Annotated in this window: 21 protein-coding genes and 1 pseudogene; 6 read left to right on the top strand and 16 right to left on the bottom strand. The window is 60.2% G+C overall.

All coding sequences use genetic code 11. From position 1 onward, the window contains the following. Positions 1-11: 11 nt before the first annotated feature. The 9 genes from IMCC21224_RS00870 to IMCC21224_RS00910 form a co-directional block, all read right to left on the bottom strand. Positions 12-917, bottom strand: coding sequence for a LysR family transcriptional regulator (locus IMCC21224_RS00870; RefSeq protein ID WP_047993730.1), 906 nt, complete (start codon positions 915-917; stop codon positions 12-14). Between the two features lie 257 nt (positions 918-1,174). After that, positions 1,175-3,202, bottom strand: coding sequence for an NADPH-dependent 2,4-dienoyl-CoA reductase (locus tag IMCC21224_RS00875; RefSeq protein ID WP_047993731.1), 2,028 nt, complete (start codon positions 3,200-3,202; stop codon positions 1,175-1,177). Between the two features lie 118 nt (positions 3,203-3,320). After that, positions 3,321-3,668 (bottom strand): hypothetical protein, encoded by a 348-nt coding sequence (locus IMCC21224_RS00880; RefSeq protein ID WP_047993732.1) that lies wholly within the window; start codon positions 3,666-3,668, stop codon positions 3,321-3,323. A gap of 255 nt (positions 3,669-3,923) precedes the next feature. Further along, on the bottom strand, positions 3,924-4,430 hold the full coding sequence (gene msrA, locus IMCC21224_RS00885) for a peptide-methionine (S)-S-oxide reductase MsrA (protein ID WP_047993733.1): 507 nt from the start codon (positions 4,428-4,430) through the stop codon (positions 3,924-3,926). Further along, complete coding sequence (gene msrB, locus IMCC21224_RS00890) at positions 4,427-4,876, bottom strand: peptide-methionine (R)-S-oxide reductase MsrB (RefSeq protein WP_047993734.1); 450 nt, start codon at positions 4,874-4,876, stop codon at positions 4,427-4,429. Before msrB ends, msrA begins: the two co-directional genes overlap by 4 nt. Positions 4,877-5,027: 151 nt before the next feature. Then, positions 5,028-7,016, bottom strand: coding sequence for a hydantoinase/oxoprolinase N-terminal domain-containing protein (locus tag IMCC21224_RS00895; protein ID WP_047993735.1), 1,989 nt, complete (start codon positions 7,014-7,016; stop codon positions 5,028-5,030). After that, positions 7,016-8,050, bottom strand: a complete 1,035-nt coding sequence (gene queG / locus IMCC21224_RS00900; protein ID WP_047993736.1) for a tRNA epoxyqueuosine(34) reductase QueG — start codon at positions 8,048-8,050, stop codon at positions 7,016-7,018. Before queG ends, IMCC21224_RS00895 begins: the two co-directional genes overlap by 1 nt. A gap of 33 nt (positions 8,051-8,083) precedes the next feature. Beyond that, on the bottom strand, positions 8,084-8,749 hold the full coding sequence (locus IMCC21224_RS00905; protein WP_047996767.1) for a glutathione S-transferase family protein: 666 nt from the start codon (positions 8,747-8,749) through the stop codon (positions 8,084-8,086). Between the two features lie 248 nt (positions 8,750-8,997). Next, the gene (locus IMCC21224_RS00910; RefSeq protein WP_047993737.1) at positions 8,998-9,909 is read right to left on the bottom strand and encodes a LysR family transcriptional regulator; all 912 of its coding nucleotides are present in this window, start codon (positions 9,907-9,909) and stop codon (positions 8,998-9,000) included. A 112-nt stretch (positions 9,910-10,021) separates the two neighbouring features. On the opposite strand from IMCC21224_RS00910, the gene IMCC21224_RS00915 reads away from it, so the two are divergent. Next, a complete protein-coding gene (locus IMCC21224_RS00915) occupies positions 10,022-10,762 on the top strand; it encodes an SDR family oxidoreductase (RefSeq protein WP_047993738.1) in 741 nt (246 codons plus the stop codon). Positions 10,763-10,975: 213 nt separating this feature from the next. Continuing rightward, positions 10,976-12,034: pseudogene (locus IMCC21224_RS26900) on the top strand (transposase). A 206-nt stretch (positions 12,035-12,240) separates the two neighbouring features. Here IMCC21224_RS26900 and IMCC21224_RS00925 read toward each other — a convergent pair. Together IMCC21224_RS00925 and IMCC21224_RS00930 are read right to left on the bottom strand one after the other, a co-directional pair. Beyond that, the gene (locus tag IMCC21224_RS00925) at positions 12,241-12,909 is read right to left on the bottom strand and encodes an OmpA family protein (protein WP_047993739.1); all 669 of its coding nucleotides are present in this window, start codon (positions 12,907-12,909) and stop codon (positions 12,241-12,243) included. Between the two features lie 181 nt (positions 12,910-13,090). Further along, complete coding sequence (locus tag IMCC21224_RS00930) at positions 13,091-13,933, bottom strand: bifunctional helix-turn-helix domain-containing protein/methylated-DNA--[protein]-cysteine S-methyltransferase (protein WP_047993740.1); 843 nt, start codon at positions 13,931-13,933, stop codon at positions 13,091-13,093. 120 nt (positions 13,934-14,053) lie between these two features. Here IMCC21224_RS00930 and nth point away from each other — a divergent pair, with 120 nt between their 5' ends. Next, positions 14,054-14,698 (top strand): endonuclease III, encoded by a 645-nt coding sequence (gene nth, locus IMCC21224_RS00935; RefSeq protein ID WP_047993741.1) that lies wholly within the window; start codon positions 14,054-14,056, stop codon positions 14,696-14,698. Continuing rightward, positions 14,695-15,690: an adenosine kinase gene (locus tag IMCC21224_RS00940; RefSeq protein ID WP_047993742.1), complete on the top strand. Its 996-nt coding sequence runs from the start codon at positions 14,695-14,697 to the stop codon at positions 15,688-15,690. The genes nth and IMCC21224_RS00940 overlap by 4 nt, the downstream gene beginning before the upstream one ends. A 76-nt stretch (positions 15,691-15,766) precedes the next feature. On the opposite strand, the gene IMCC21224_RS00945 is transcribed toward IMCC21224_RS00940, so the two are convergent. Beyond that, the gene (locus tag IMCC21224_RS00945; RefSeq protein WP_047993743.1) at positions 15,767-16,210 is read right to left on the bottom strand and encodes a hypothetical protein; all 444 of its coding nucleotides are present in this window, start codon (positions 16,208-16,210) and stop codon (positions 15,767-15,769) included. Between the two features lie 396 nt (positions 16,211-16,606). On the opposite strand from IMCC21224_RS00945, the gene IMCC21224_RS00950 reads away from it, so the two are divergent. Next, positions 16,607-17,833 (top strand): S8 family serine peptidase, encoded by a 1,227-nt coding sequence (locus IMCC21224_RS00950; RefSeq protein ID WP_047993744.1) that lies wholly within the window; start codon positions 16,607-16,609, stop codon positions 17,831-17,833. A 119-nt stretch (positions 17,834-17,952) separates the two neighbouring features. Here IMCC21224_RS00950 and polA read toward each other — a convergent pair whose 3' ends face one another. Together polA and IMCC21224_RS00960 are read right to left on the bottom strand one after the other, a co-directional pair. Continuing rightward, complete coding sequence (polA, locus tag IMCC21224_RS00955; protein ID WP_047993745.1) at positions 17,953-20,772, bottom strand: DNA polymerase I; 2,820 nt, start codon at positions 20,770-20,772, stop codon at positions 17,953-17,955. Between the two features lie 198 nt (positions 20,773-20,970). Next, positions 20,971-21,150, bottom strand: a complete 180-nt coding sequence (locus IMCC21224_RS00960; protein ID WP_047993746.1) for a zinc-finger domain-containing protein — start codon at positions 21,148-21,150, stop codon at positions 20,971-20,973. Between the two features lie 75 nt (positions 21,151-21,225). Between IMCC21224_RS00960 and IMCC21224_RS00965 the strand changes: the two genes are divergently transcribed. Continuing rightward, complete coding sequence (locus IMCC21224_RS00965; RefSeq protein ID WP_047993747.1) at positions 21,226-22,164, top strand: ABC transporter ATP-binding protein; 939 nt, start codon at positions 21,226-21,228, stop codon at positions 22,162-22,164. Between the two features lie 175 nt (positions 22,165-22,339). Here the strand turns inward: IMCC21224_RS00965 and IMCC21224_RS00970 are convergent, their stop codons facing one another. After that, on the bottom strand, positions 22,340-22,708 hold the full coding sequence (locus IMCC21224_RS00970; RefSeq protein WP_047993748.1) for an HIT domain-containing protein: 369 nt from the start codon (positions 22,706-22,708) through the stop codon (positions 22,340-22,342). Between the two features lie 11 nt (positions 22,709-22,719). Continuing rightward, on the bottom strand, positions 22,720-24,297 hold the full coding sequence (locus IMCC21224_RS00975) for a DUF5928 domain-containing protein (RefSeq protein ID WP_047993749.1): 1,578 nt from the start codon (positions 24,295-24,297) through the stop codon (positions 22,720-22,722). Positions 24,298-24,313: the final 16 nt, after the last annotated feature.

Here is a 24,313-nt window from a genome sequence, read left to right on the forward strand (position 1 = left end):
AGGAAATAGTCTTACCAGTCAACAGGGCCTTTTTCGACAAAGGCCTGGACCAGAAAATCGATGAATGCGCGCACTTTGGGCTGGGTAAAGCGGCCCGGCGGATAGACCGCATAGATGCCTTGGATTTCAACGGGAAGATCCGGAATCGCATCCTCGACCAGCCCCTTTTCCATTGCATCAGAATACAGGAACGACGGCAGATAGGCGATCCCCAGACCGGCCACGCAGGCGTTTAGTAGCGATTGCCCATCATTTACCGACAACCAGCCCGCGGTGCGGATCTGCCGTTTTTCACCGCTTGGCGCAGTTACTTTCCAGACATTGCCGCTGGCCTGATTGGAATAGTGCAGCAGCTTGTGATCGTTGAGATCGTCGATCTTCGTCGGTCGGCCAAATTTCTGAAAATAGCCGGGCGACGCGATCATCCGCTTGGTGGTTTCGGTCAGCTTGCGGGCGCGCAGGGTGCTGTCCTCAAGCTCTCCGATCCGCACGGCCATATCAAAGCCTTCGGATATCAGTTCAACAAAGCGGTTGTTCAGTACCATATTGACGGTAATGTCAGGAAATTCAGCTAGGAAATCGCCCAAGACCGGGCTTAGATGATTGACGCCAAAATCCGTCGCGACCGAGATACGCAACAGCCCGGACGGCGCAGATTGCATCGACGTCACCAGTGCGTCGGCCTCGCCCGCGTCGTTCAGGACACGTCGGGCGCGATCATAATAAGCCAGCCCGATCTCGGTTGGGCTGACCCGACGGGTGGTGCGGTTCAGCAGACGCGCCCCCAGGCGCGCCTCGAGTGACGAGACATGCTTGGACACTGCGGATTTCGAGATACCCATCTTTTTTGCGGCATCGGTAAAGCCGCCCTGATCCACGACCGTGGCAAAGGCCTCCATTTCCGTCAGACGATCCATTCCCGGTTCCTTCAGTATTTCTCTGGTTGGCCTAGGTATGGGCGGCAATTTGGGCACAAAAGCGGCGCGAGGCGGACAATACAGGGGTCATTGCGTACTTGTCCGGGTTTTAGAAACGATGGAACCGCCAGTTTATCGCAATCATCGCCATGGCGATTCCCGACCTGGAACCGATATATTGGGCATATGATCCAAGTATGATCACCATATGGTATAGCCGTGATGCTGGTGCAATTTAACGCCTAAGCCGCACCCAGTTAGAGTGTCGCCGCCAGCCGTGTGCCTTGATTGATCGCCCGCTTGGCATCCAACTCGGCGGCCACATCCGCACCGCCGATCACATGGCAGGCGATATCGCGCGCCGCCAGTTCGTCGGCCAGCGATCGTTCGGGCAGTTGCCCCGCACACAGTACAACCGTGTCGCAAGCGATAACTTCGGGCCGTTCGCGCACCTCGCCATAGGAAACGTGCAGGCCCTGGCCATCAATACCCTCGTAGTTCACTCCGGCCTTCATCTGCACACCCTTCATCTGCAACGCAGCCCGGTGAATCCAGCCGGTTGTCTTGCCCAACCGCTTGCCCGGCTTTTCGGCTTTGCGCTGCAACAACACCACCTGACGCGCCCCCGGTTCGGGCTGCGGCCCTTCGGGGGCAAGGCCGGATCGAACGATGGCGGGGTCGGTGACACCCCATTCGCGCATCCAGTCTGGCAGGCTCTCGGTCGGGCTTGTCCCTTTGTGGACGAGGTATTCCGCCACATCGAACCCGATACCCCCGGCACCGATGATCACCACCCGATCCCCAACAGCCGCCCCGCCACGCAATACGTCGATATAGCTTAGGACATTCGGTCCATCCTGGCCCGGGATCTGCGGATCACGTGGCACGACGCCTGTGGCTATGATCACTTCGTCAAAGCCATCCAGATCCTCGGCGCGCACGTCTGTGCCCAGCCTCAGCGCAATACCGCGGTCCGCCACCATCGTTTTGTACCAGTCAACGAGGCCATGAAACTCTTCTTTGCCGGGCACCTGTTTGGCCATGTTGAGCTGGCCACCAACCTCTCTCGCACGGTCGAACAACACCACGGTGTGGCCGCGCTCGGCGGCTGTCAACGCCGCTGACAGGCCCGCCGGCCCTGCGCCGACCACAGCGACGGATTTGACCGCTGGGGCAGGAGTCACCCTCAATTCGGTCTCGAAACAGGCGCGCGGGTTGACCAGACAGGTCGAAATCTTGCCTGCGAATGTGTGATCCAGGCAGGCCTGATTGCAGGCGATACAGGGCGCAATCTGCGCCGCCTGCCCTGCTGCCGCCTTGTTGACAAAATCCGGGTCCGCCAGAAACGGGCGCGCCATGCTGACCATATCGGCGCATCCCTGCGCCAGAACATCCTCGGCCACATCCGGCATATTGATCCGGTTCGACGTGATCAGCGGGATGCCCACCTGCCCCATCAGCTTTTGCGTCACCCAGGCAAAGGCCGCGCGTGGAACCGAGGTCGCGATGGTCGGCACACGTGCTTCGTGCCAGCCGATACCGGTGTTGATGATCGTGGCCCCCGCCGCCTCGACCGCTTTGGCCAAAGTCACCACCTCGTCAAAACTCGATCCGTTAGGCACGAGGTCGATCATGCTGAGACGGTAAATCAGGATGAAATTCGGCCCCACAGCCGCACGCACCCGGCGCACCACCTCAACTGGCAGTCGCATCCTGTTCTCGTATGATCCGCCCCAGCGATCCTCGCGTTTGTTTGTGTGGGCCACCAGGAACTGGTTGAGGAAATACCCTTCAGAGCCCATCACCTCGACTCCGTCATAGCCCGCCTCTTGGGCGCGCTCGGCGGCGGTCACGATGTCGGCAATCTGCTTTTCGATCCCGGCCTCATCCAGCTCTTTGGGGGAAAAGGGCGAAATCGGTGATTTGATCGCCGAAGGCGCGACACAATCCGGCCCGTAGGCATAGCGCCCGGCGTGCAGTATCTGCATCGCGATCTTGCCGCCCGCCGCTTGCACGCGCTGCGTCACGATCCGGTGGTTGGCGATATCTTCGGGGGTATAAAGACCCGCGGCCCCCGGAAAAACGCCGCCCTCACGATTGGGCGCAACGCCGCCCGTGACCATCAAGCCAACACCCCCGCGCGCCCGCGTTCCATAGAATTCGGCCACACGGTTCCAATCTTTCGTCTCTTCAAGATTGGTGTGCATCGACCCCATCAGAACCCGGTTCTTCAGCGTGGTGAAGCCCAGATCCAGCGGTGCCAGAAGATGCGGATATTGTGTCATGCGAAAACCCTCCCCTTTTGGGGGCACCTCACAACATCGTCTCTGCGCTGTCACCGTCAAACGTGACGTCATAGTCGCCGCGCGTCACCCTGGGCGCGCGGCGTTTGGGTTGTAAACCTTAGTTGCTGGCGAATTGCAGGCCGGTACGGTCGGCGCTGACCTGCACCGAATCGCCAACACGGGCAAAGCGGTAGAACACGTCGCGCGCATCCGGCACGCCAAAGGCCACGGCATCACCATCCTGCATCAGCATGATCATCCGGCGCGGCGCGTAGGTGCTGACACCCGGGGTATAGGTCGCGACAACTTCGTAACCGGCTCCAGTGTCGGTCCAGTAGACGCTCATGTCGATGCCACCCTCGTGCAGGGTCGCCCCCATCTGCGGTGCAGTCAGGCTGATGTCATCAGCAACAGCGGCAGTGGCGCTAAGCGCGGCGACGGTCGTCAGGGCAAGTACAAATTTCATGGCTGGCTCGCTTTCTAATCTCGTTATGTTCATTGGTCGGGGACGCGCTCCGACACTCTGGGAACGAACATATGCTGCGATGCAGCGATGGACTACGGGCGTTCTGGTCATAGCCGCCATGAGCCTGACACGGGTAGGACGCCCCACCCCTGTGGGTATCCCGCGTCTGTTCACCGCCCACCCATCTAATGCATAAAAGACCCGTCAGACCGGATCTGACGGGTCACACAAGACGCTAACGTGCTGTTTTAACGATTATTCAGCCGCGTCCCGATGGGGCAGCACCCAACCCGGTCGGACAAAATGGCAGGTATAGCCATTGGGCACCCGCTCAAGATAATCCTGATGCTCGGCCTCAGCCTGCCAGAACGGCCCTACGGGTTCCAGCTCAGTCACTACCTTGCCCGGCCAAAGGCCCGAGGCATCCACATCAGCAATCGTCTCTTGCGCTACCGCCTTTTGATCATCGTTGACATAATAGATCGCTGATCGGTAGCTCAGCCCGATATCATTGCCTTGCCGGTTCTTGGTGGTCGGGTCGTGGATCTGAAAGAACACCTCGAGAATGCGGCGGTAGCTGGTCACTTTGGGGTCAAAGACAATCTCGATTCCCTCGGCATGGGTGCCGTGATTGCGGTAGGTCGCATTCGCCACGTCGCCGCCAGTATAACCGACCCGAGTGCCCGTAACCCCTGGCAGTCTGCGGATCAGATCCTGCATGCCCCAAAAGCAACCACCAGCCAGAACTGCACGCTCGCTCATGCCACGTCCTCCACCTGATCAAGATAGGCCGCGTAGCCTTCGGCCTCCATGTCCTCGCGCGCAATAAACCGCAGCGAGGCACCGTTGATGCAATAGCGCAAGCCGCCCCGATCTGCGGGCCCATCGGGAAAGACGTGCCCCAGATGCGAATCACCGTGGGTCGAGCGGACCTCCGTCCGGATCATACCCAGTGTACCATCGCGCAGCTCGTTCACATGGGCGGGCTCGATCGGTTTGGTAAAGCTGGGCCAGCCGCAGCCACTCTCGTATTTGTCACCGCTGGCGAACAGCGGCTCACCGCTGACGATGTCGACGTAAATCCCGACCGCCTTATTGTCGAGCCAGGCGCCCGTCCCCGGCCGTTCGGTGCCGTTTTCCTGTGTCACCCTGTACTGTTCCGGCGTCAGCGTCGCGATCACGTCCGGATCTTTGATATATCGGGTCATGACAAACTCCCCTTTTGATGTCTGATGCCATTAGATGGGGTTTACAGGGCAAAAGCAAAGCACTGTTACATTGGCCTCAGAACCCTGTGATCGCTGGTTTCGGTTCTGCGATCGTCTGCCCATATTGATGTAATGCGGTGGTGGGCAAGCCTCAGACCGCAATTCGGGGTCGGCCCGACGCTTCGGCGACAATCTCTGCCTCAAGAAACACCTCGCGCGCTTCGGCATCGACTGTCTTGACTGCGCGCCGCAGACTGATGGTGATATCGACCGCTCCGGCCCGCTCAGCGTCGCGGCGCGCCTCTTGGCCCAGCACGGATTCAAGGTGGGCCATCGCGGTTTCCGAGGCGGAAAAATCCTCGGGTCCGTGCGCCAGATGCACGCGAAAGCGCCCCTCGGTCGGGGAAGTGACCACACCGCTGCGCCGCATCGTGACCTGACCAACCACGGCACCAATCGCGTTGGCCACATCCCCATGCTCTGGCAACTCCATCGTACCGTTCAGCCAATCGCCCACCGCCGGATAATAACACCGCGCCGAAGCGCCCAGCCCCACCACCGGCAGCGCCAACCCGGCTGACAGGCGCAGGATGCCCTGATGACCGCGCAGACCGCCGCGCAGCAATGGATGCCGCGCAAGATCCGCTGCGGGCAGGGTCCAGCCCTCTTCGGCAAAGGCGGTTTCCAGCAATGCGTATCCCGTCGCCTGCGTCACCGCATCGACGATCATCAATGCCAGCGAATCGGCATCCGCAGCCAGCTTGTTGCCAGAGCCCGTTCGACGGCGCGCCATCAATTCCAACGCCAGCCGCGCAGCGTCCGCGTCCCAGTCATCAACGCGACCCAGCACATGCACCGCGTCGGTCGGCGTCACCCCCGCTACCTGCACAAGGCCCCGCGTCACCAGTTTTTGCAACGCCTGCCCTTCGAGCCGCGTTTTCAGCACCCCGCCCAACGGCTGCACGGTGTCACCGATACGCGCCAGCAGCGCAGCCTCGCGCGGGCTTAACCCTGCCACATCCTGCCCATCGACTGCGCGAACAAAACGGCCGTCATGTTCGCCCGGCACGACGCTGCGCAACTGCCGTTCCAGTTCGGCACGCAGGTCGGGATTGTGTTGCGCGATCAGCGACACAGGCACCACGCGACGCGGACCAAGGGTAACGCCACCCGCCAGCCCATCGGCCACGACATGAACCTCGGAATCGCCACCCAGACCATGGGTGCGCATGGCGACCGCCTCGACCATAGTGCGGAATGGACCGACGCGGGCACCTTCGGGATCAATCGCTGGTACGCCATTGCGCAGCAGGGCGATATCTGTGGTTGTGCCACCAATATCCGACACCAGCGCATCCCGAGCGCCCGTCAGCCAGCGCGCACCGACAATGCTGGCCGCAGGACCGCTGAGGATCGTTTCAATCGGGCGCTCCTGCGCCTGCGCCGCCGAAATCAGCGCCCCGTCACCACGCACCACCATCATTGGCGCCTGAATGCCGACGGCGCGCAGCGTCTCTTCGGCACGTGCGATCAGCCGGTGGGTCAGGCCGATCAGGCGCGCGTTCAGCACCGCTGTCAACGCCCGCTTTGGCCCACCCAGCCGCGCCGACAACTCGTGCGACATGGTGACGGGCCGACCTGTGACACGCCGCAGCACATCGCGCGCGGCAAGCTCATGACCAGGATTGCGGGTGCCAAACTGCGCCGCCACGGCAAAGGCAGACACCTGTTGCGCAACCGCCCACACCTCAAGCGCCGCCAAATCCAGCGGCTCTGTCTCGCCACCCGCATGGTTGTGGCCGCCCGCCAGCACGATCACCGGATCCCCCGCCAGCGCGTCGCGCAACCCGTGAGTTTCCAGATCGCGTTCCGCAAAGCCGATATAGACCAGAGCGACCCGGCCACCCTGCCCCTCGACCAGCGCGTTGGTGGCCAGCGTGGTTGATAGCGACGCCATTGCCACTTCTGACGCCGCAATCTGCCCCTGCGCCAGAACAGCAAGAACCGCCTCACCGATGCCGATAGCCAGATCACCGCGCGTGGTCAGGGCCTTGGCCTTGGCGATGACCTGCACCTCATCGCGGATCAGCACTGCGTCTGTGTAGGTGCCACCCGTATCGACCCCAAGCAGAACAGCCATCACACAGCCTCCAATCGTGCCACCGCCCAGCGGGCAGCGTCCGCCACCACGGGGTCGGGATCGTCGCATAGACCCTGCGCCACGCCGCGCAAAGCTGCCGTACCCGAATTGCCAATGGCATAGAGGACGTTGCGAACAAACCGGTTGCGCCCGATCCGCTTGATCGGCGAACCCGAGAACAGCGTTCTGAAAGTTCCGTCATCCAGCACCGCCAAAGCGGCCAGTTCGGGGGCCACCAATTCCGGGCGGGCCTGATATTTGATCTCATGCGCGGTCTGGGCAAACTTGTTCCACGGGCAGACGGCCAGACAATCGTCGCAGCCATAAATCCGGTTGCCCAACATCGGGCGCAAGGCCGGATCAACCGGCCCGTGGTGCTCAATCGTCAGATAGGAAATACAGCGGCGCGCATCGAGCTGATAGGGCGCAGGAAAGGCCGAGGTCGGACAGATATCCAGACAGGCCCGACAGGATCCGCAATGATCAACCTCTAGCGTATCGATATCCAGCTCCAGCGTGGTAAACACCGACCCGAGAAAGAACCAGCTGCCCAACTGCCGGCTCACCAGATTGGTGTGTTTGCCCTGCCAACCCAGCCCTGCGGCCTGACCCAGCGGCTTTTCCGGCACGGGGGCGGTGTCGACAAACACCTTTACCTCGCCTCCCGCCTCGGCAATCAGCCAGCGAGCGAGCCGTTTGAGCCGTTTCTTGAGTACATCGTGATAGTCGCGGTTCTGGGCATAGACACTGATCGCGCCATGGGCCGGCTGATCCAGAACCGACAGCGGGTCATGTTGCGGGGTATAGGATTCGCCCAGCATGATCACGGTCCGTGCCTCGGGCCAGAGCAGCTGCGGTGCGCCGCGCCAATGACTGCGCTCTGCCAGCCAGTGCATCTGACCGTGATGACCACGATCCAGAAACGCCGCCAGACGATCCGGCACCTGGCCGACATCCCAGGGGCGGCACATCCGGCAAAGGTCGAATCCGACGGCCACCGCCTCGGCCTTGAGCGCCTTGGTCAGGGCCTGCATCAACCGACAACCCGCTGAGCCACAGACTGAATTTCAGAAATCAAGATCGGCATAATGCGCAGGCGGCAGAAAGCCGGGGATCTGGTCGGCCAGGATTGACCGGAAGGCCGGGCGCGACTTGATCTTGGCGTACCAGTCCTTAACCACATCCGAACGGTTCCAATCGACATCCGAGATGTAGTCCAGTGATGACAGATGTGCCGCCGCTGCAAAATCCGCCAGCGACATCGCATCCCCCGCCAGCCAGCGCCGGTGATCCAGCAGCCACGCCATGTAATCCAGGTGATATTTGATCGCCTTGGATCCCGACTTTACATTTGTGCTGTCGGGATACCCCTTGCCCATCACCTTTTTGTTGACCCGCTCGTATAGTAGTTTCGACGTCACTTCGTTGTGAAACTTGTCGTCGAACCAGCCCACAAGCCGCCGGACTTCATACCGCTTTTCCGGCGACCGGGGCATCAGTGGCGGCTCTGGATGCAATTCTTCGAGATATTCGCAGATTGCCGCCGACTCGGCCATGGTGCGCCCGTCGATTTTGAGGACGGGCACCTTGGCTGCTGGGTTGCGCGCCAGGAAATCCGCTTCTTTCTCCCAGTATCGCTCTTCCACCAGTTCGCATTCGATCTTCTTTTCCGCCAGGCTCAGGCGCACCTTGCGACAGAACGGAGACAGCGGCACGTGATAGAGTTTGGCCATGATCGGGGAAACATCCAGAGCAAAAGGAAATCTGCTACCTACTTGCCGCGAAAGGCCCGTCAATTCAACCATCGAACGCATTGCCGCAACGGCCGGTATCTGTGGAACGGGCGGTATTTTGCGTATTTTGAAAGAGAAGAAGACCCCGGTGCAAGGATTTAGTGACCGGGATGACTGCCTGTCACCCGTGCTGGCACTGATCGTGCGGGTGGCGAACGGCGGCGCGGCGATAGACTGTCAGGCATGTTTCACGCATCCGCCAAGGCGCTGCTTGCCGAGGCAAAAGTTTGCGCCGCCCAATCCATAAACACGCGCACCCGTGGCGAAAGCTGTCTGTCGCGCGGATACAGCAACGAAACCGGCGACGGTTCCGGGCGATACTCGTCAAGCAACAGCACCAGTTCGCCAGCCTCTAACGCTTCTGCGGCGTGGTAGCGGGGCAACTGGATCAATCCCAGCCCACGTTTTGCCGCCTCGATATAGCTTTCAGCTGCATTTACCGTGAGCGTGGTCGAAAGCGTGATGTTCCGAAGCCCGCGCTGGGTTACAAACTCCAACGGCAGCGCGCCGCCGGTCACAGAGGAGCGAAACCCGATCATCCAGTGCCCGTTTTCGAGATCGTCAAGGTGCCTGGGGATACCGTGGCGCCTGAGATAGGCGGGGGATGCCACCGTCACCTCTTCAAGCAGGGCAACGCGGCGCGCGATCATATCACTGACTTGCGGAACGCCGACGCGGAGTACGCAATCAATGCCTTCGCGCACCAAATCGGTCAGCCTGTCACCCTCGCTCAGAACCAGTTCGATATCCGGGTAGGTTTTCAGGAACCCCGGCAGGCTGGGCAAAATGAAATGGCGCGCCAGTGTGCCATGCACATCGACCCGCAGCATACCTTTTGGAGTTGCTCCGAAAAATGCGCTCTCGGCGTCGTCGACGTCCGCGAGAATGGCCAGACAGCGCCGGTGATACGCCTCGCCGTCCAAAGTCGGGCGAACCACACGTGTGGTTCGGTCCAGCAGCCGCACACCCAGCCGCTCTTCCAGCCGTTTGATCGCATCCGTAACGGTTGAGCGCGGCAAACCAAGGTCGTTCGCCGCAAGCGTAAAGCTGCGGCGCTCGGCAACGCGGGTGAAGACCCGCATGGCATCAAATCTGTCCATGCTTATTGTTTGCAGTTTTCGAATTCTGTTGCGGAATATTACCTGATTATCCGCCGAGAAAAAGGGCGCATATACCCCCATAGAAACGCACCATCCGCTGAAAGGAAAAACAATGACTATATCGCAAGGCAAAGTCGCCCTCGTCACTGGAGCGTCGCGCGGCATCGGCGCGGCAATTGCCAAACGTTTGGCACGTGACGGGTTCACCGTTGTGATCAATTTCGCGAGCAGCGCTGCTGCTGCTGGAGAGGTCGCATCGGAAATCGAAGCGGCAGGTGGCAGAGCACTGACCGCCCAAGCCGATGTCAGCGATGCTGGCGCTGTTACGCGCCTGTTTGATGCCGCCGAGGCCGCGTTTGGCGGCATCGACGTTCTGGTCAACAATGCCGGTATCATGAAGCTCGCCCCGATCGCGCAAAGCGACGATGCGCTGATAGACAGCCAGATTTCAGTCAATCTGAAAGGCAGTATCTATACCATGCGCGAAGCGGCCAAACGGCTGCGTGACGGTGGCCGGATTATCAACCTGTCGACGAGCGTTGTCGGGCTAAAGCTGGAAAATTACGGCATGTATGCCGGAACCAAAGCCGCGATTGAAACCATGACCGGTATCCTGGCCAAAGAGTTGCGTGGACGTTCTATCACGGTCAACGCGGTGGCCCCCGGACCAACCGCGACCGCGCTTTTCCTTGATGGGAAACCGGCCGATCTGGTTGAAAAAATGTCGAAAATGAACCCGCTTGAGCGGCTTGGCGCACCCGAAGATATCGCGAGCAGCATTGCTTTCCTCGCCGGACCTGATGGCGGCTGGATCAATGGTCAGATTCTGCGCGCCAATGGCGGCATGATCTGAAACGTCGGTGCGACGTCCGGCAAACTGCGGCGTCGACGTCATGACATTCTCAGAAGAGACAGGCCTTGATAGCGCTCTGTTGCACTGGATATTTAGTTCGGCTTGAACAACTGCCATGTAGCTGAAACACCAAGATAAATCGGATATTTTTCTGGCTTCAAACTGCAGGGATTCGTAGAATCCAATTGAAAAGGCTGCAGTTTGGATCCTGCCATGAAGCACCGCTCGCGTGCTGAGGAACAGGATGATCTCCTTCGCCCCCGATTGGTCGACATGATCGACATGCGCCACGAGCTTGTAAAGCTGGCAGACTTGATCGACTGGGAGTTCTTCGATCGGGAGTGGGCTGGTTTCTTCCCGTCGGCGACAGGGCGGCCAGCGACGCCGCCACGGTTGGTGGCGCCTCATGTATCTGCAGCATGCCTATCGGCTCTCGGACGAGGCCGTGATCGCCCGCTGGGTGGACTCCCCGTATGTCCAGCATTTCACAGGGGAGACGTTCTTCCAGCATCAGCCGCCGATTCATCCGTCCTCGCTCAGCCGCTGGCGTGATCGCATCGGCGAAGAGGGCGCGGAGTGGCTGCTGACCAAAACGATTCAAGCGGGCCGGTCTGTCGGTATCATCGACGACGACAGCCTGGCGCGCGTCTCCGTCGACACCACCGTGATGGAAAAGAATATCGCGTATCCAACCCCCTCCCGGCAGCATCCTGCGGATGCGCCTGCCGGGCAATGGACGCCCGGCTCTACGAGAAGGCGCGGGTGCGCTACGAGTTCGGCTGCAAGGTCAGCCTCGCCACCACCATCGACGGCGGCTTCGTCGTCGGCATGCGCGCCATGCCAGGTAACCCATACGACGGGCACACCCTGGCCGAGGCTCTTGAGCAGGTCGAGACGCTCACGGACCGCCGCCCGGACCTCGCCGTCGTGGACCGCGGCTACCGTGGACACGGTGTCGGAACAACCCATGTGTTGATCTCCGGAATGCGTCGCGGGCTGACGGATGGGCTGAAAGCGCAGCTCCGAAGGCGCAGTGCGATCGAGCCGGAGATCGGCCACATGAAGACCGATGGCCGCCTCGCGCGCTGCCCTCTCAAAGGGACCAAGGGCGATGCGCTCTTCGCTGTCCTGTGCGGCTGCGGGCACAACATCCGCAAGATCCTGGCCCGCCTGAGGGCCCGTTTGGTCCTGTTGTTCGAGGGCCTGTCACGGGCGCAGCGCGCGATCAACGCCTTCACCGTCCGATCAATAGCACTGCAAATCGCCGCGTAGGTGTTGTTCAACGTCGACGGATTACGGGGGCATGCTCTCAGCTCTATGATGCAGCCGCACTTCAGCTCGTTTTGGGATGATATTTGTATCGAGGTCAATGCAGGTGGAATTTTTCGAAGGCCCCCACACGAAAAAGCGCCGCAGAAAACTGCGGCGCTTTGGATTGACTGTCAGGTACCGGGCAACCCCCAGCACTGCTCCTGAAATCAAGCGTTCGGCAGAATCACGATTTCGACCCGGCGGTTCTGACGCTTGCCCTCGGACGTCAGGTTGCTGGCGATCGGCTGATCCTCACCACGGCCAATCGACTGGATGCGCGACGACGGCACACCTTGCGAGATCAGCACACCGGCCACAGACTGCGCGCGACGCTGCGACAGGCCAAGGTTGTAACCGGCATCACCGTCGGCATCGGTATGGCCGATCACCTGAACGGTGGTGTTCGGATAGCTCAGCAGGCTGCTGGCGACAGACCGGATGTCCGATTGCAGATCCGAGCGCAGCGAAGCACTGTCCGTGTCGAACAGGATGTCCTGCGGCAGCGTCACGATCAGACGATCACCGGTGTTGGTGATGCCGACGTTATTGCCCAAGTTCTGGCGCAATTCGGCCTCTTGCCGGTCGAGCTGGTTGCCGATCAGTGCGCCGCCACCGCCACCGAGGGCCGCGCCCAGCGCAGCATTGCGCAGACGCTCGTCCCGGTCGTTGCCGGTCATGGCACCAACCACAGCGCCACCAACCGCGCCGATGATTGCGCCCTTCTTGGCCTTGGCGTTGGGATCGGTGCCGTCAGAGTTCAGTTGCGGTTCAACGCAGCCCGACAGAGTCAAAGCGGCGACTGTCAGTGCAATAAGGGATGTCTTTACTCGGATCATTCTGTGCCTCGTGTTTAAGCCCCGCGACTGGGGTCTTTGCCTCTATTACGCCAAGATGCGTCGGCACCCAACTGCTGTCACCGGGAAATCGGCATCAATCCGCGCATCGTGATCACGATGCCGGGCGTAGCTCCAACCCCGCATGTTGCGAAAAAATCGCCGCCGCTGCCTCACCGCCTGCTCAGGCTTCGACCCGGGCGGATTCCCACGCCAGAATCGCGCGTTTGACTGGCAAGCCCCAGTGATAGCCGCCCAATCCCCCCGATTTGCGCAGTGCCCGGTGACAGGGGATGAGATAACTCACTGGGTTGCGGCCCACGGCTGTTCCCACCGCGCGCACCGCCTTTGGTGTACCGATGCTCTGCGCGATTTCGGAATAGGTTGTGACATGACCCGAGGGGACACGCAGCAGTGCCTCCCAGACATTGATCTGAAACGGCGCACCGATCAGGTAGAGCGGAACCGGTTCAGACGGATCACCGACGCCGAACGCTGTCAGGACCCAAGGCCGCAGCCGCGCCGCATCTTCGGAATAGGTCGCCTTTGGCCAGCGGCTGCGCAGATCGGCCATCGCCGGTTCAGCACCTGACTCGGCGACAAAGCCAATCCCGCAGATGCCGCGCTCGGTTCCCATGACCAACGCCGGACCAAAGGGACTGTCGAACCAGCCCCAAAAAATCTCCAGCCCCGCACCGCCACGGGCATAGTCACCCGGACTCATCGATTCCCATCGCAGGAACAGATCGTGCAAGCGACCCGATCCAGACAGGCCGACACTGTTCGCAGTTTCAAGCGTGGTAAAGCGTTCAGCCAGCAGAGCCTTGGCATGACCCAGCGCCAGATATTGCTGATACCGTTTGGGCGACACACCCGCCCAGCGCGAAAACAGCCGCTGGAAATGCGCCGGACTCATGTTCATCGCACCCGCCAGATCGTCGAGCGTCTGTCCGGGCCCACCGGCGTCGATCATCTGGATCGCGCGGGCCATGACGCTAAAATGATAGCCTGTCTCGGTGTCTTTCATATCCCATGCTCCGTGTCTGACCTGCTGCGCAGGATCGCCTGCCACAACCATACCCGCGCCGCACTGTGTCATGCGACCCGAATATTGCGCATCCCGCATCCTGCGGGCATAGAGGGGGCCATGGCAACGCAACTCAATTACCACCAACTGCGCGAAATCTTTGAACGGTTTCAGGCGTCCGAGCCTGAACCCAAGGGTGAGCTGCACCATACCAACGCCTTTACCCTCGTCGTTGCGGTCGCATTGTCGGCACAGGCGACAGATGTCGGCGTGAACAAGGCCACTGCGCGGCTGTTTGAAATTGCCGATACGCCGGCCAAAATGCTGGCCCTTGGGCTGGACGGCGTGACCGAGCATATCAAGACCATCGGACTGTTTCGGCAAAAGGCCAAGAACGTCCTCAAGCTAAGCCAGATTCTGGTCGATGACTACGGCGGCGAAGTGCCCAACAGCCGCGCCGCGCTGCAATCACTGCCCGGCGTCGGACGCAAGACCGCGAATGTCGTGCTGAACATGTGGTGGCATTACCCGGCGCAGGCGGTCGACACCCATATCTTTCGCATCGGCAACCGCACCGGCATCTGCCCCGGCAAGGATGTCGTCGCCACCGAACGCGCGATCGAAGACAACATCCCGGTCGATTTCCAGCACCACGCCCATCACTGGCTGATCCTGCACGGTCGCTATATCTGCGTCGCGCGCAAACCCAAATGCGGGGTCTGCATCATCCGCGATCTCTGCCCCTACGAGGACAAGACTCTATGAAGAAATTTAAGGTTGTTGGCATCGGCAACGCCATTGTTGATGTGCTGACCCGCGCGGGGGATGATTTCCTCGAACATATGGGCATCACCAAAGGCATCATGCAACTGGTCGAACGTGACCGCGCCGAAGTGCTATATGGTGCGATGGAGGGCCGCGTTCAGGCCCCCGGCGGATCGGTTGCCAACACGCTCGCTGGCCTTGGAAATCTGGGGCTGAACACCGGTTTTATCGGCCGTGTGCATGACGATGCGCTAGGGCGATTCTATGCCGCCGAGATGGAAAAGATCGGCACGACCTTTGCCAACCCACCGGTTGCGGGCGGTGAGTTGCCGACGTCGCGGTCGATGATCTTTGTTTCACCGGATGGAGAACGGTCAATGAACACCTATCTCGGTATTTCCGCTGAACTGGGCCCCGAGGATGTGTCCGAGGATGTCGCAGCCGAGGCCGAAATTGTCTTTCTCGAAGGGTATTTGTTTGACAAGGACAAAGGAAAAGAAGCGTTTATCCGCACTGCTCGCACGTGCCGTGCGGCGGGGGGCAAGGCTGGTATTGCGATCTCGGATCCGTTCTGTGTCGAACGCCACCGCGCAGATTTCCTGAATCTGATCGAAAACGAGATGGACTATGTCATCGGCAACGAGGCCGAGATTCGTTCGCTGTTCCAGAATGACGATCTTGAGGCAGATCTGGCGGCCGTCGCGGCCATCTGTCCGCTCGTGGTCTGTACCCGCTCTGGTGACGGGGTCACGATCATGCAAAACGGCACACGCACCGATATTCCGGTCACCCGTGTTGTGCCGGTTGATGCCACAGGTGCCGGCGATCAGTTTGCGGCTGGGTTCCTGTATGGTCTAGCGACCGGCTGCGACATGGAAACGGCCGGCCGCATGGGCACCGTTGCCGCGTCCGAAGTCATCAGTCACATGGGCCCACGACCCGAGGCATCGTTGCCCGACCTGTTCCGCGCCGCAGGATTGCCCGTGTCCTGACGGGTGACGCCCGGCCCATACAACCACCACTGCATCACAAGCCTTCGCCGAAACCTATCGGCGCGGGCCGGGAATATCAGCCCCCGGCACACCGCAGTCTGTCCTGGTCTTGTGGACCCGACGTGCGATACGACCGCGGAACTTCGGTGAACTGGACCATCTTGATCTGAGGGACGCCGTTGTCAGCGTCGGTGCAGAAGTACCGCGCTTTTGTCATGAACAGCAGGGCGCCATGTTTGTCCCAATGGCTCCAGTGAACCCAAGCCGAATAGCTCTGCCCCTTCAGGTCGCCCTGATTGATGACCGTGTTGCTTACTGCAACACACCCCAATTCGCGATTTCCGGCGCATTGCTCCCGCAAGGAAGCGAGGAGCTGCGGCCGGTTCGAAAAGACCAGGACATCGTCGCCAACGTAGACGGCGCAGGGCAGCGAATGGCAATCTGCGATGCTTTCATAGTCGGCACACATATATGCACTGTTCAGTTCTTTGAAAAATCGTTCAATTCGCATCGTGTTCATGACATGTCTTCACTCAAATAAGGCTCTCCAAGGCGTTTTTCCGCAATATCAACAAGCATGTTCTTTAGCTGGGAAACAAATTCTTGCCCGGCAGCTATATTGCTTGTGTGAATACAATTGCCAATAAACGACGGTTAGTGACACAAAATCGACATTCTCCGCAATCAGACGTTGCGTCAAATTGGTCCGACGCTTTCTGGGGTGTCGTAAGGTACCTCAAGTCCGGATCCGTGAGAGAGAGACCTCTGGTCAGAACCACCATCGGATCTTGCACCGAATTCACGGCCTTTTCACGCAGAACTGCTTTGGCCAAACAACCCTTGGGTGTAGTCTGGATGTACGGGAATATTGCCACCCTGTGACCTCATTGGAAAAATTGTTTTCAAGGAATTTATCATGGCCAAATATATTATCCTGCGCGACGAGAACGCCCAGCTCAGGAGCGGTCCGCGCGCGCCACGTCCCACCGGCCCCGGCCCCATGATCATGACCGAGAGCGCGCTACGTAGCGCGGTCCCGCCCGCCCCGACGATCGAAACCGGTGATCTTAGCCCCGGCGATTTGCGCGACGCAGCCCGTGATCCCGCTGTTCTGGGCTTGGCCCGGGCGATGCCGACAAGACTGATCGAACCCGAACCAATGGACGACATCCGCCCGGAAGAGGCAGTGCCCGCCTGGGGTATCACCGCCGTTGGTGCCGACCGCAGTCCGGTTACTGGCGCCGGTGTTCGGGTTGCGGTACTCGACACCGGGATCGACGCAGCCCATCCGGCCTTTGCGGGGGTGACACTGATGCGCCGCGACTTTGCCGGGTCTGGCGATCACGATGCCAATGGCCACGGAACCCATTGCGCAGGCACGATTTTAGGCCGCGACGTCGACGGCACCCGCATCGGTGTGGCACGCGGCGTGACTGAGGCGCTGATCGGCAAGGTTCTGGCTGATGACGGGCGCGGATCATCGGAAATGCTGTTTGATGCCATGCGATGGGCCGCGACAGAACGGGCGCGGGTCATCTCAATGTCGCTTGGGTTCGACTTTCCCGGCTTTGCTGAACGGCTGGTGCGGGACAACGACTTCCCGGTGCTGCTGGCAACGTCAGTCGCGCTTGAGGCCTATCGGATGAACCTGCGCATGTTTGATTCGCTGATGGATATGTTCCGCGCGCAGGCGGCGTTTGATGGCGGTTGCGTCGTCGTCGCCGCCTCGGGCAATGAATCCCGCCGCACGGTATCCCCGGATTTCGAGGTCAGCGCCTCGGTTCCTGCCGCCGCTTTTGGCGTGTTGTCGGTCGGGGCGCTCGGGCAGAGCGATGCGGGCCTGACCGTGGCGCCGTTTTCCAACACCAATCCAGTGCTGTCAGGGCCGGGTGTTGGCGTCCTGTCGGCTGCGACCGGCGGCGGGTTGCGCGCCCTCAACGGAACGTCGATGGCCTGCCCGCATGTGGCTGGCGTCGCGGCGCTGTGGTGGGAATCCCAGATGCTGTCGTCCCGCCCGCTGAACGCCGACGCAATTGCGGCACAGCTTCGGGTCAGCGCCACGCTGTCGGGGTTCGCCCCCGACACAGATCCGTCTGACCGCGGCCACGGGTTGGTTCAGGCGCCCTCTGCCGCCGTTGGGTAAACAGCGTCAGCCCAGACCTCGGCCCATGGCTTGCAATGCCAGATGCCGTGGTTTCGAGAACAGGTGCCCACCCGCGCAACCGTACATATGGCGCCGAACAAAGAGGCGATCCTGCGCGCTCAATGCGCCTGCGCCCAGTTTGCCCCATGCCCGGCGTCGACGATCAGCGGCACATCCAGATGCACCACCGGATCGGCGGCGCCCTCCATCACGCCCTTGGCGACGCGGATCAGTTCGTCAACCGCGCTCTCGTCTACCTCGAACAGCAATTCGTCATGCACCTGAAGCAGCATCGTCGCAGGCAGCCCGGCAATCGCATCCGGCATCCGGATCATCGCGCGCCGGATGATATCGGCCGCCGTTCCTTGTATCGGCGCGTTGATCGCCGCGCGCTTGGCAAAACCCGAACGCGGCCCCTTGGCATTGATCTCGGGCGTATGGATCACCCGGCCAAACAGCGTCTCGACGCGGTTATGCTCTTTGGCAAAGGTTACGGTGGTGTCCATATAGGTTTTTATCCCAGGAAACCGCTCAAAATACCGATCGATAAAGCCCTGCGCTTCTGCCCGAGGAATCCGCAGATTACGCGCCAGACCGAATCCTGAGATGCCGTAGATCACACCAAAGTTAATCGCCTTGGCCTGGCGGCGCACATCAGGCGTCATCTCCTCCATCGGGACGTTGAACATTTCAGAAGCGGTCATCGCGTGAATGTCCTGACCATCACGGAATGCCTGTTTCAACGCGTCGATACCGGCGACATGAGCGAGGATGCGCAGTTCGATCTGGCTATAATCCAGCGACACCAACACCTTGCCTTCGGCAGCGACAAACGCCTCACGGATACGCCGCCCCTCCTCAGATCGCACCGGAATGTTCTGAAGGTTCGGATCGGTCGACGCCAACCGCCCGGTATTCGCCCCGGCGATGGAATACGAGGTATGCACCCGCCCGGTGTCTCGATTGATATGTTCCTGCAACGCGTCGGTGTAGGTCGATTTCAGCTTGGACAACTGCCGCCAATCCAGCACGCGACGCGGCAATTCGTGCTCGGTCGCCAGATCTTCGAGCACGTCAGCCCCGGTGGCGTACTTACCGTTCTTGCCCCTCTTGCCGCCCTCAAGCGACATTTTATCGAACAATATATCGCCCAACTGCGCCGGCGATCCGACGTTAAACGTCTCGCCCGCCAACTCGTGAATCTCTGCTTCGAGTCCCGCCATCTTTTGCGCAAAGGCACTCGACATCCGGCTTAGCGTCTGGCGATCCACCTTGATCCCCGCCATCTCCATCTGCGCCAGCACCGGCACCAATGGCCGCTCCATCGTCTCATAGACTCGCGTGACACGGGCCCGGTGCAGCTGCGGCTTGAACAATTGCCACAGGCGCAGGGTGATGTCCGCATCCTCGGCGGCGTATTTCACAGCGTCCGCGACCGGCACCCGGTCAAAGGTGATCTGCGCCTTGCCCGATCCCAGCAAGCTCTTGATCGGAATTGGCGTATGACCCAAATACCGTTCTGACAAAGTGTCCATGCCGTGGTTATGTTCCCCGGCATGCATGGCGTAAGACATCAGCATAGTGTCATCAATCGGTGCGATATTGATACCGTAGCGGGCGAAAATCTTGGCGTCATACTTCATGTTCTGCCCGATCTTGATCACGCTCGGATCCTCAAGCATCGCCTTCAGCCCCGCCAGAGCATCCTCAAGCGGAATTTGCCCCTCGGCCAGGGTGTCATCGGATTTCTCGGCAAACAGATCTTCGGTGCCATCCTTGTCCGCTGCGCGACCGCCGCGATGAGTCAACGGGATGTAGCAGGCCTGCCCCGCCTCGACACATAGCGACACTCCAACCAGATCTGCGATCATCTCGTTCAGACCCGTGGTTTCGGTATCCACCGCCACCCAGCCACGGTCATACGCAAGAGCGACCCACCGCTCCAGCGCCGCCAGGTCGGACACGCACTCATAGGCCTCGGGGTCAATCTTTGGCGCGTCCGGCGCGCCCTCATCCCTGTCCAGGGTCGCCGGCTCGGGGATAACAGGGGCCTCAACGTCCAAAGCGTCCGAAATCCGCCGCGTCAGGGTACGGAACTCCATCTCGGTCAGAAATCCTAACAGCACCTCCGGGTCAGGATCTCGCACCTCCAAATCATCAATAGTGAAATCCAGTGGCGTCTCACAGTCCAGTTGCACCAGCTTTTTCGACAGCTCAATCTGCGCCCGGTTATCCAACAACGTCTCGCGCCGCTTTGGCTGCTTGATCTCGCTCGCCCGGTCGAGCAGCTCCTCCAACGTGCCATACTCATTGATCAGCAACGCTGCCGTCTTGATCCCGATTCCCGGCGCGCCTGGCACGTTGTCGACCGAATCACCGGCCAGCGCCTGCACATCAACGACACGCTCGGGAAAGACGCCGAATTTCTCGAACACCCCGTCGCGATCAATACGCTTGTTCTTCATCGCATCGAGCATTTCGACACCGTCCCCGACAAGCTGCATCAGATCCTTGTCCGAAGAAATGATCGTAACCTGTCCGCCAGCCTCACGCGCCCGACAGGACAGAGTGGCGATGATGTCATCCGCTTCATAGCCCTCCAGTTCCTTGCAGGCGATGTTGAACGCTTCAGTCGCCCGCCGGGTCAGTGGCATCTGTGGACGCAGATCTTCGGGCATCGCCTCGCGATTGGCCTTGTAAAGGTCGTACATATCGTTGCGGAAGGTATGTGATCCCTTGTCAAAGATCACCGCCAGATGGGTCACATCGCCCCCCGCGTTGCCCTCAACATAGCGTTGCAACATGTTACAAAAACCCGCGACCGCGCCAATCGGTAGCCCATCCGATTTCCGCGTCAGCGGCGGTAGCGCGTGATAGGCGCGAAAGATAAACGCCGATCCGTCAATCAAATGCAGATGACAGCCTTTTCCGAACGCCATGACAGGCCCTCCCTCTTGCAGACAGGGCACAATCTGCCACGCGGCCAGCACAACCGCCACCCGTGATCGTCACCCCAAAACGACATCAGCGCAGCCGACGAAACCCGGTTTCTGCGGTTCTGCCCCAGGCTTCTTCTCTTGCTAAATACGCAAATCTGACACAGCCATCCAGAACCACCGCCGCGTAACCACTGGTTCTCAGACCTTGCCCTCGAACGCCTGATGCACATACTTCGCATCACAATATCCGCATTCGACATAGCCGGTCTGCTCTGGAATCTGTAGCCAGACCCGGGGATGCCCCAGCGCACCGTCACCGCCGTCACAGGCAATACGATAGCTGTCCACGATCTTGGTTTCCGGCGCTTGCGTCGTCATGGGGCGTGTTCCCTTATCGCTGGCTTTGCACTACCTGCGTTATGAGCGATTGAGCATCAAGGAGCAAGCCACCCCATGAGCACCGACGCAATCCAGATCACCGGTCTGCGCAAAACCTACAGCGGCACCGGCAAACAGCCCGCCAAAGAGGCGCTGCGCGGCGTCGACCTGACCGTGCCTTCGGGATCTGTGTTCGGCCTCCTTGGACCGAATGGCGCTGGAAAATCGACGCTGATCAACATTCTGGCCGGGCTGGTCACCAAATCCGCCGGCAGTGTCACCATCTGGGGCTGGGATCAGGACATCAACCCGCGCCAATCCCGCGCCGCCATAGGCGTCATGCCGCAGGAACTCAACCTCGACCCGTTCTTCACCCCACGCGGCGCGCTCGAAGTGCAGGCGGGTCTCTACGGCGTACCGAAATCTCAACGCCGGTCCGACGAAATTCTCAAACTGGTCGGCCTCACGGACAAGGCCGAGGCCTACGCACGCACCCTTTCTGGTGGAATGCGGCGCCGACTGCTTCTGGGCAAGGCGCTAGTCCATCACCCGCAGGTGCTCGTACTCGACGAACCGACCGCCGGCGTCGATATCGAGCTGCGCCAAATGCTCTGGGAAAACGTGCGCAAGCTCAACCGCGAACGCGGTATGACGATCATCCTGACCACGCATTACCTCGAAGAGGCCGAAGAGATGTGTGACCAGATCGCCATCATCAACCACGGTGCCGTCGTCGCCCGCGATTCGACTGCAAATCTACTGGGGCAGCTCGACACCAGAACTCTGGTAATCATGCCCAACATCATGCCCGCCACCCTTCCCACAGCACCGGGGATCGAGGCCCAGGCGCGCTCAGACGGCAGCCTCGCGCTAAGCTATCACGCAACGACAACGGATGCCGAAGACGTACTGCAAGTGGTGCGCGACGCGGGCGTCCGTATCCGGGATGTGCGCACTGAACAGGCCGATCTACAGGACGTCTTTCTGGCCCTCACCCGGTCCGACGCCGCCTGATAACGCGAAAGCCTCATCAGCACAGGCCTGTAACACTCTCGACCGACGACATGCCTTGTCAGATCAGCACAGGGCGTCGAAGAGAAGGCCGCAGGCCGACGATGAGACATCAGTTGCGCGCCGCAGGCGCGCTCCATCAGATCACGTCTGGCAGATCACGTCCGGAACTGTCCGTTCAGGCCGATTGCAACATCCGTCCCAGCGGGCGTCCTGCCAGGATGTGTACATGCAGATGCGGCACCTCCTGCACCCCAGCTATACCAGCGTTGGCAATCATGCGGAATCCATCCGCTGCGACGCCCTCCATCTCGCAGACCTTTCCGATCGCGCGGGTGTAGTCAAGGATCTCGGCATCTGACGCCTCCTGCGCGAAATGATCGTAGCAGACATAGGCCCCTTTGGGGATCACCAGCACGTGTACCGGCGCCTGTGGATAGAGATCGCGAAAGGCGAGGCTGTGTTCAGTCTCCAACACCGTTGTGTTGGGGATCTCACCTCGCAAAATTTTCGCGAATATGTTCTGATCGTCATAGCTATACGCCATTTGGGACACCCTCAGTCAGCAAATAGATTATCCGTCTGCGCGATTTCCATCGCCTTGTCTTGCGACACACTCAGAAAACCCGCGATCTGCTGCGCATTGACCTCGGGCGGGTCGGTTTCGCGCAGGCGCGCATGGTTGTCAAACGCCGCATCTCGAATCCGGTTCGATTCATATGTGATATCCTGGCGGATCGTTGGCAGCAGGCGGGCCAGCGTCTCTTTCGACGCGTGATCTCCAACCAGCCCGGCCCGCATTGCATGACCGATCAAAAAGGCGTCGCTGAATTCGCACTCGACCTCCAGCAGTCGCGTCTTCGCGCGGTCGCGGCAAAAATCGTCCATCAGATCGACATTTGCAGGGTCGAGGCAGATGACCAGTTGATCACTGTCATAATACTCAAACAGCATCCGGATCAGCGCGCGGCGATGACCGTGCCGCTTGGCGACAGTCGACTGAATGCCCCCCAGATTCGGCAGCACCGTGTCTTCTTCGTTAAAAAGGTAATCGACACAGGGCACATCGCTGACTTGGCGAATTCGCTCGACTAGGCGTTTGGCCACTTGCCATTTCTTGCAAATTACGAGCAGCAGCTCGCGCTCCCGTCCAAGGACGTTTTCAGCTTCCCAGAACCGGGTGCCAAAGCGACGTCCATCCCGGCCGCGTCCAGTCATATAGGTAAAAAGCGAACAACCCTCATCCGAGATTTGAAAGGTTTGCCCCTCGGACGCATACAGCACCCCCAGCCGCCGCTTCAGCTCTTTCGCATCCGGGCTGATCTTGCGCGCGAACAGATATTCCTGCGCCAGCAGCAGATCGTAATGGTCGTTGTAAAACGTCACCGGCATACCGTAATCCGAAAACATCAGAAAGGTCAGCGTTCTGCTTTCGATCTCGGGCTCGGGCACCAGATGACGCACCAACGTCTGAAAGAACGTCTCGTCCGGGATCCAGGTTGCGGCAAAGAAACGGGTCACGTCGCGGCGGCGGGCACAGAATTCCAAAATGCTTTGGACCGTCTCGCGGCGCAGACACCACCACTGACTGCCGATCATGATTTCCAGATCCGCCGGAATATTCCGGGTCAGCCCGAGCCGCTTTTGCACCTCGAACATCGCGTAAAACCGCCGTTTCTGGGTCCGTTCGTTGAACCAGTGACGATAAATCAGCCGCTCGTCCTTCCAGCCGGTCTTGATCCAGTCGCTGGCGAAGTAGTCAACGCTTTCGATATAATCCACATCCCGCCGGTCGAGCAGATCGTGGGTATATTCTGCCGATTTGATCGTCATGCAATCGCCCGACAGCATATAGAAATGTGTCGCCCGCGGGAACGCCTCGACCGCCGCGTGGACCGCGTTCAGTGTCGCCTGTACTAGGCTCCATTCGCCCCAGCCACAGCGCACACGGTTCGAAACAAAAACCACGTTGGGATTGTCGGTCAAAGCGCTGCGGATCTTGTTGTACTGCACTGAGGAAGCACGGCGATCAAAATGGATCGCAATGTAGTCACCCACAGCCGTCAGGCTCTGCGCCTGCTTGATGATGGCGTCAGGGTCCTTGTGACACAAAAGGATAAAGGCAATTTTTGCCATTCAGGAAACAAGCTGC

The sequence above is a fragment of the Puniceibacterium sp. IMCC21224 genome (assembly GCF_001038505.1).
GTDB lineage: Bacteria > Pseudomonadota > Alphaproteobacteria > Rhodobacterales > Rhodobacteraceae > Puniceibacterium.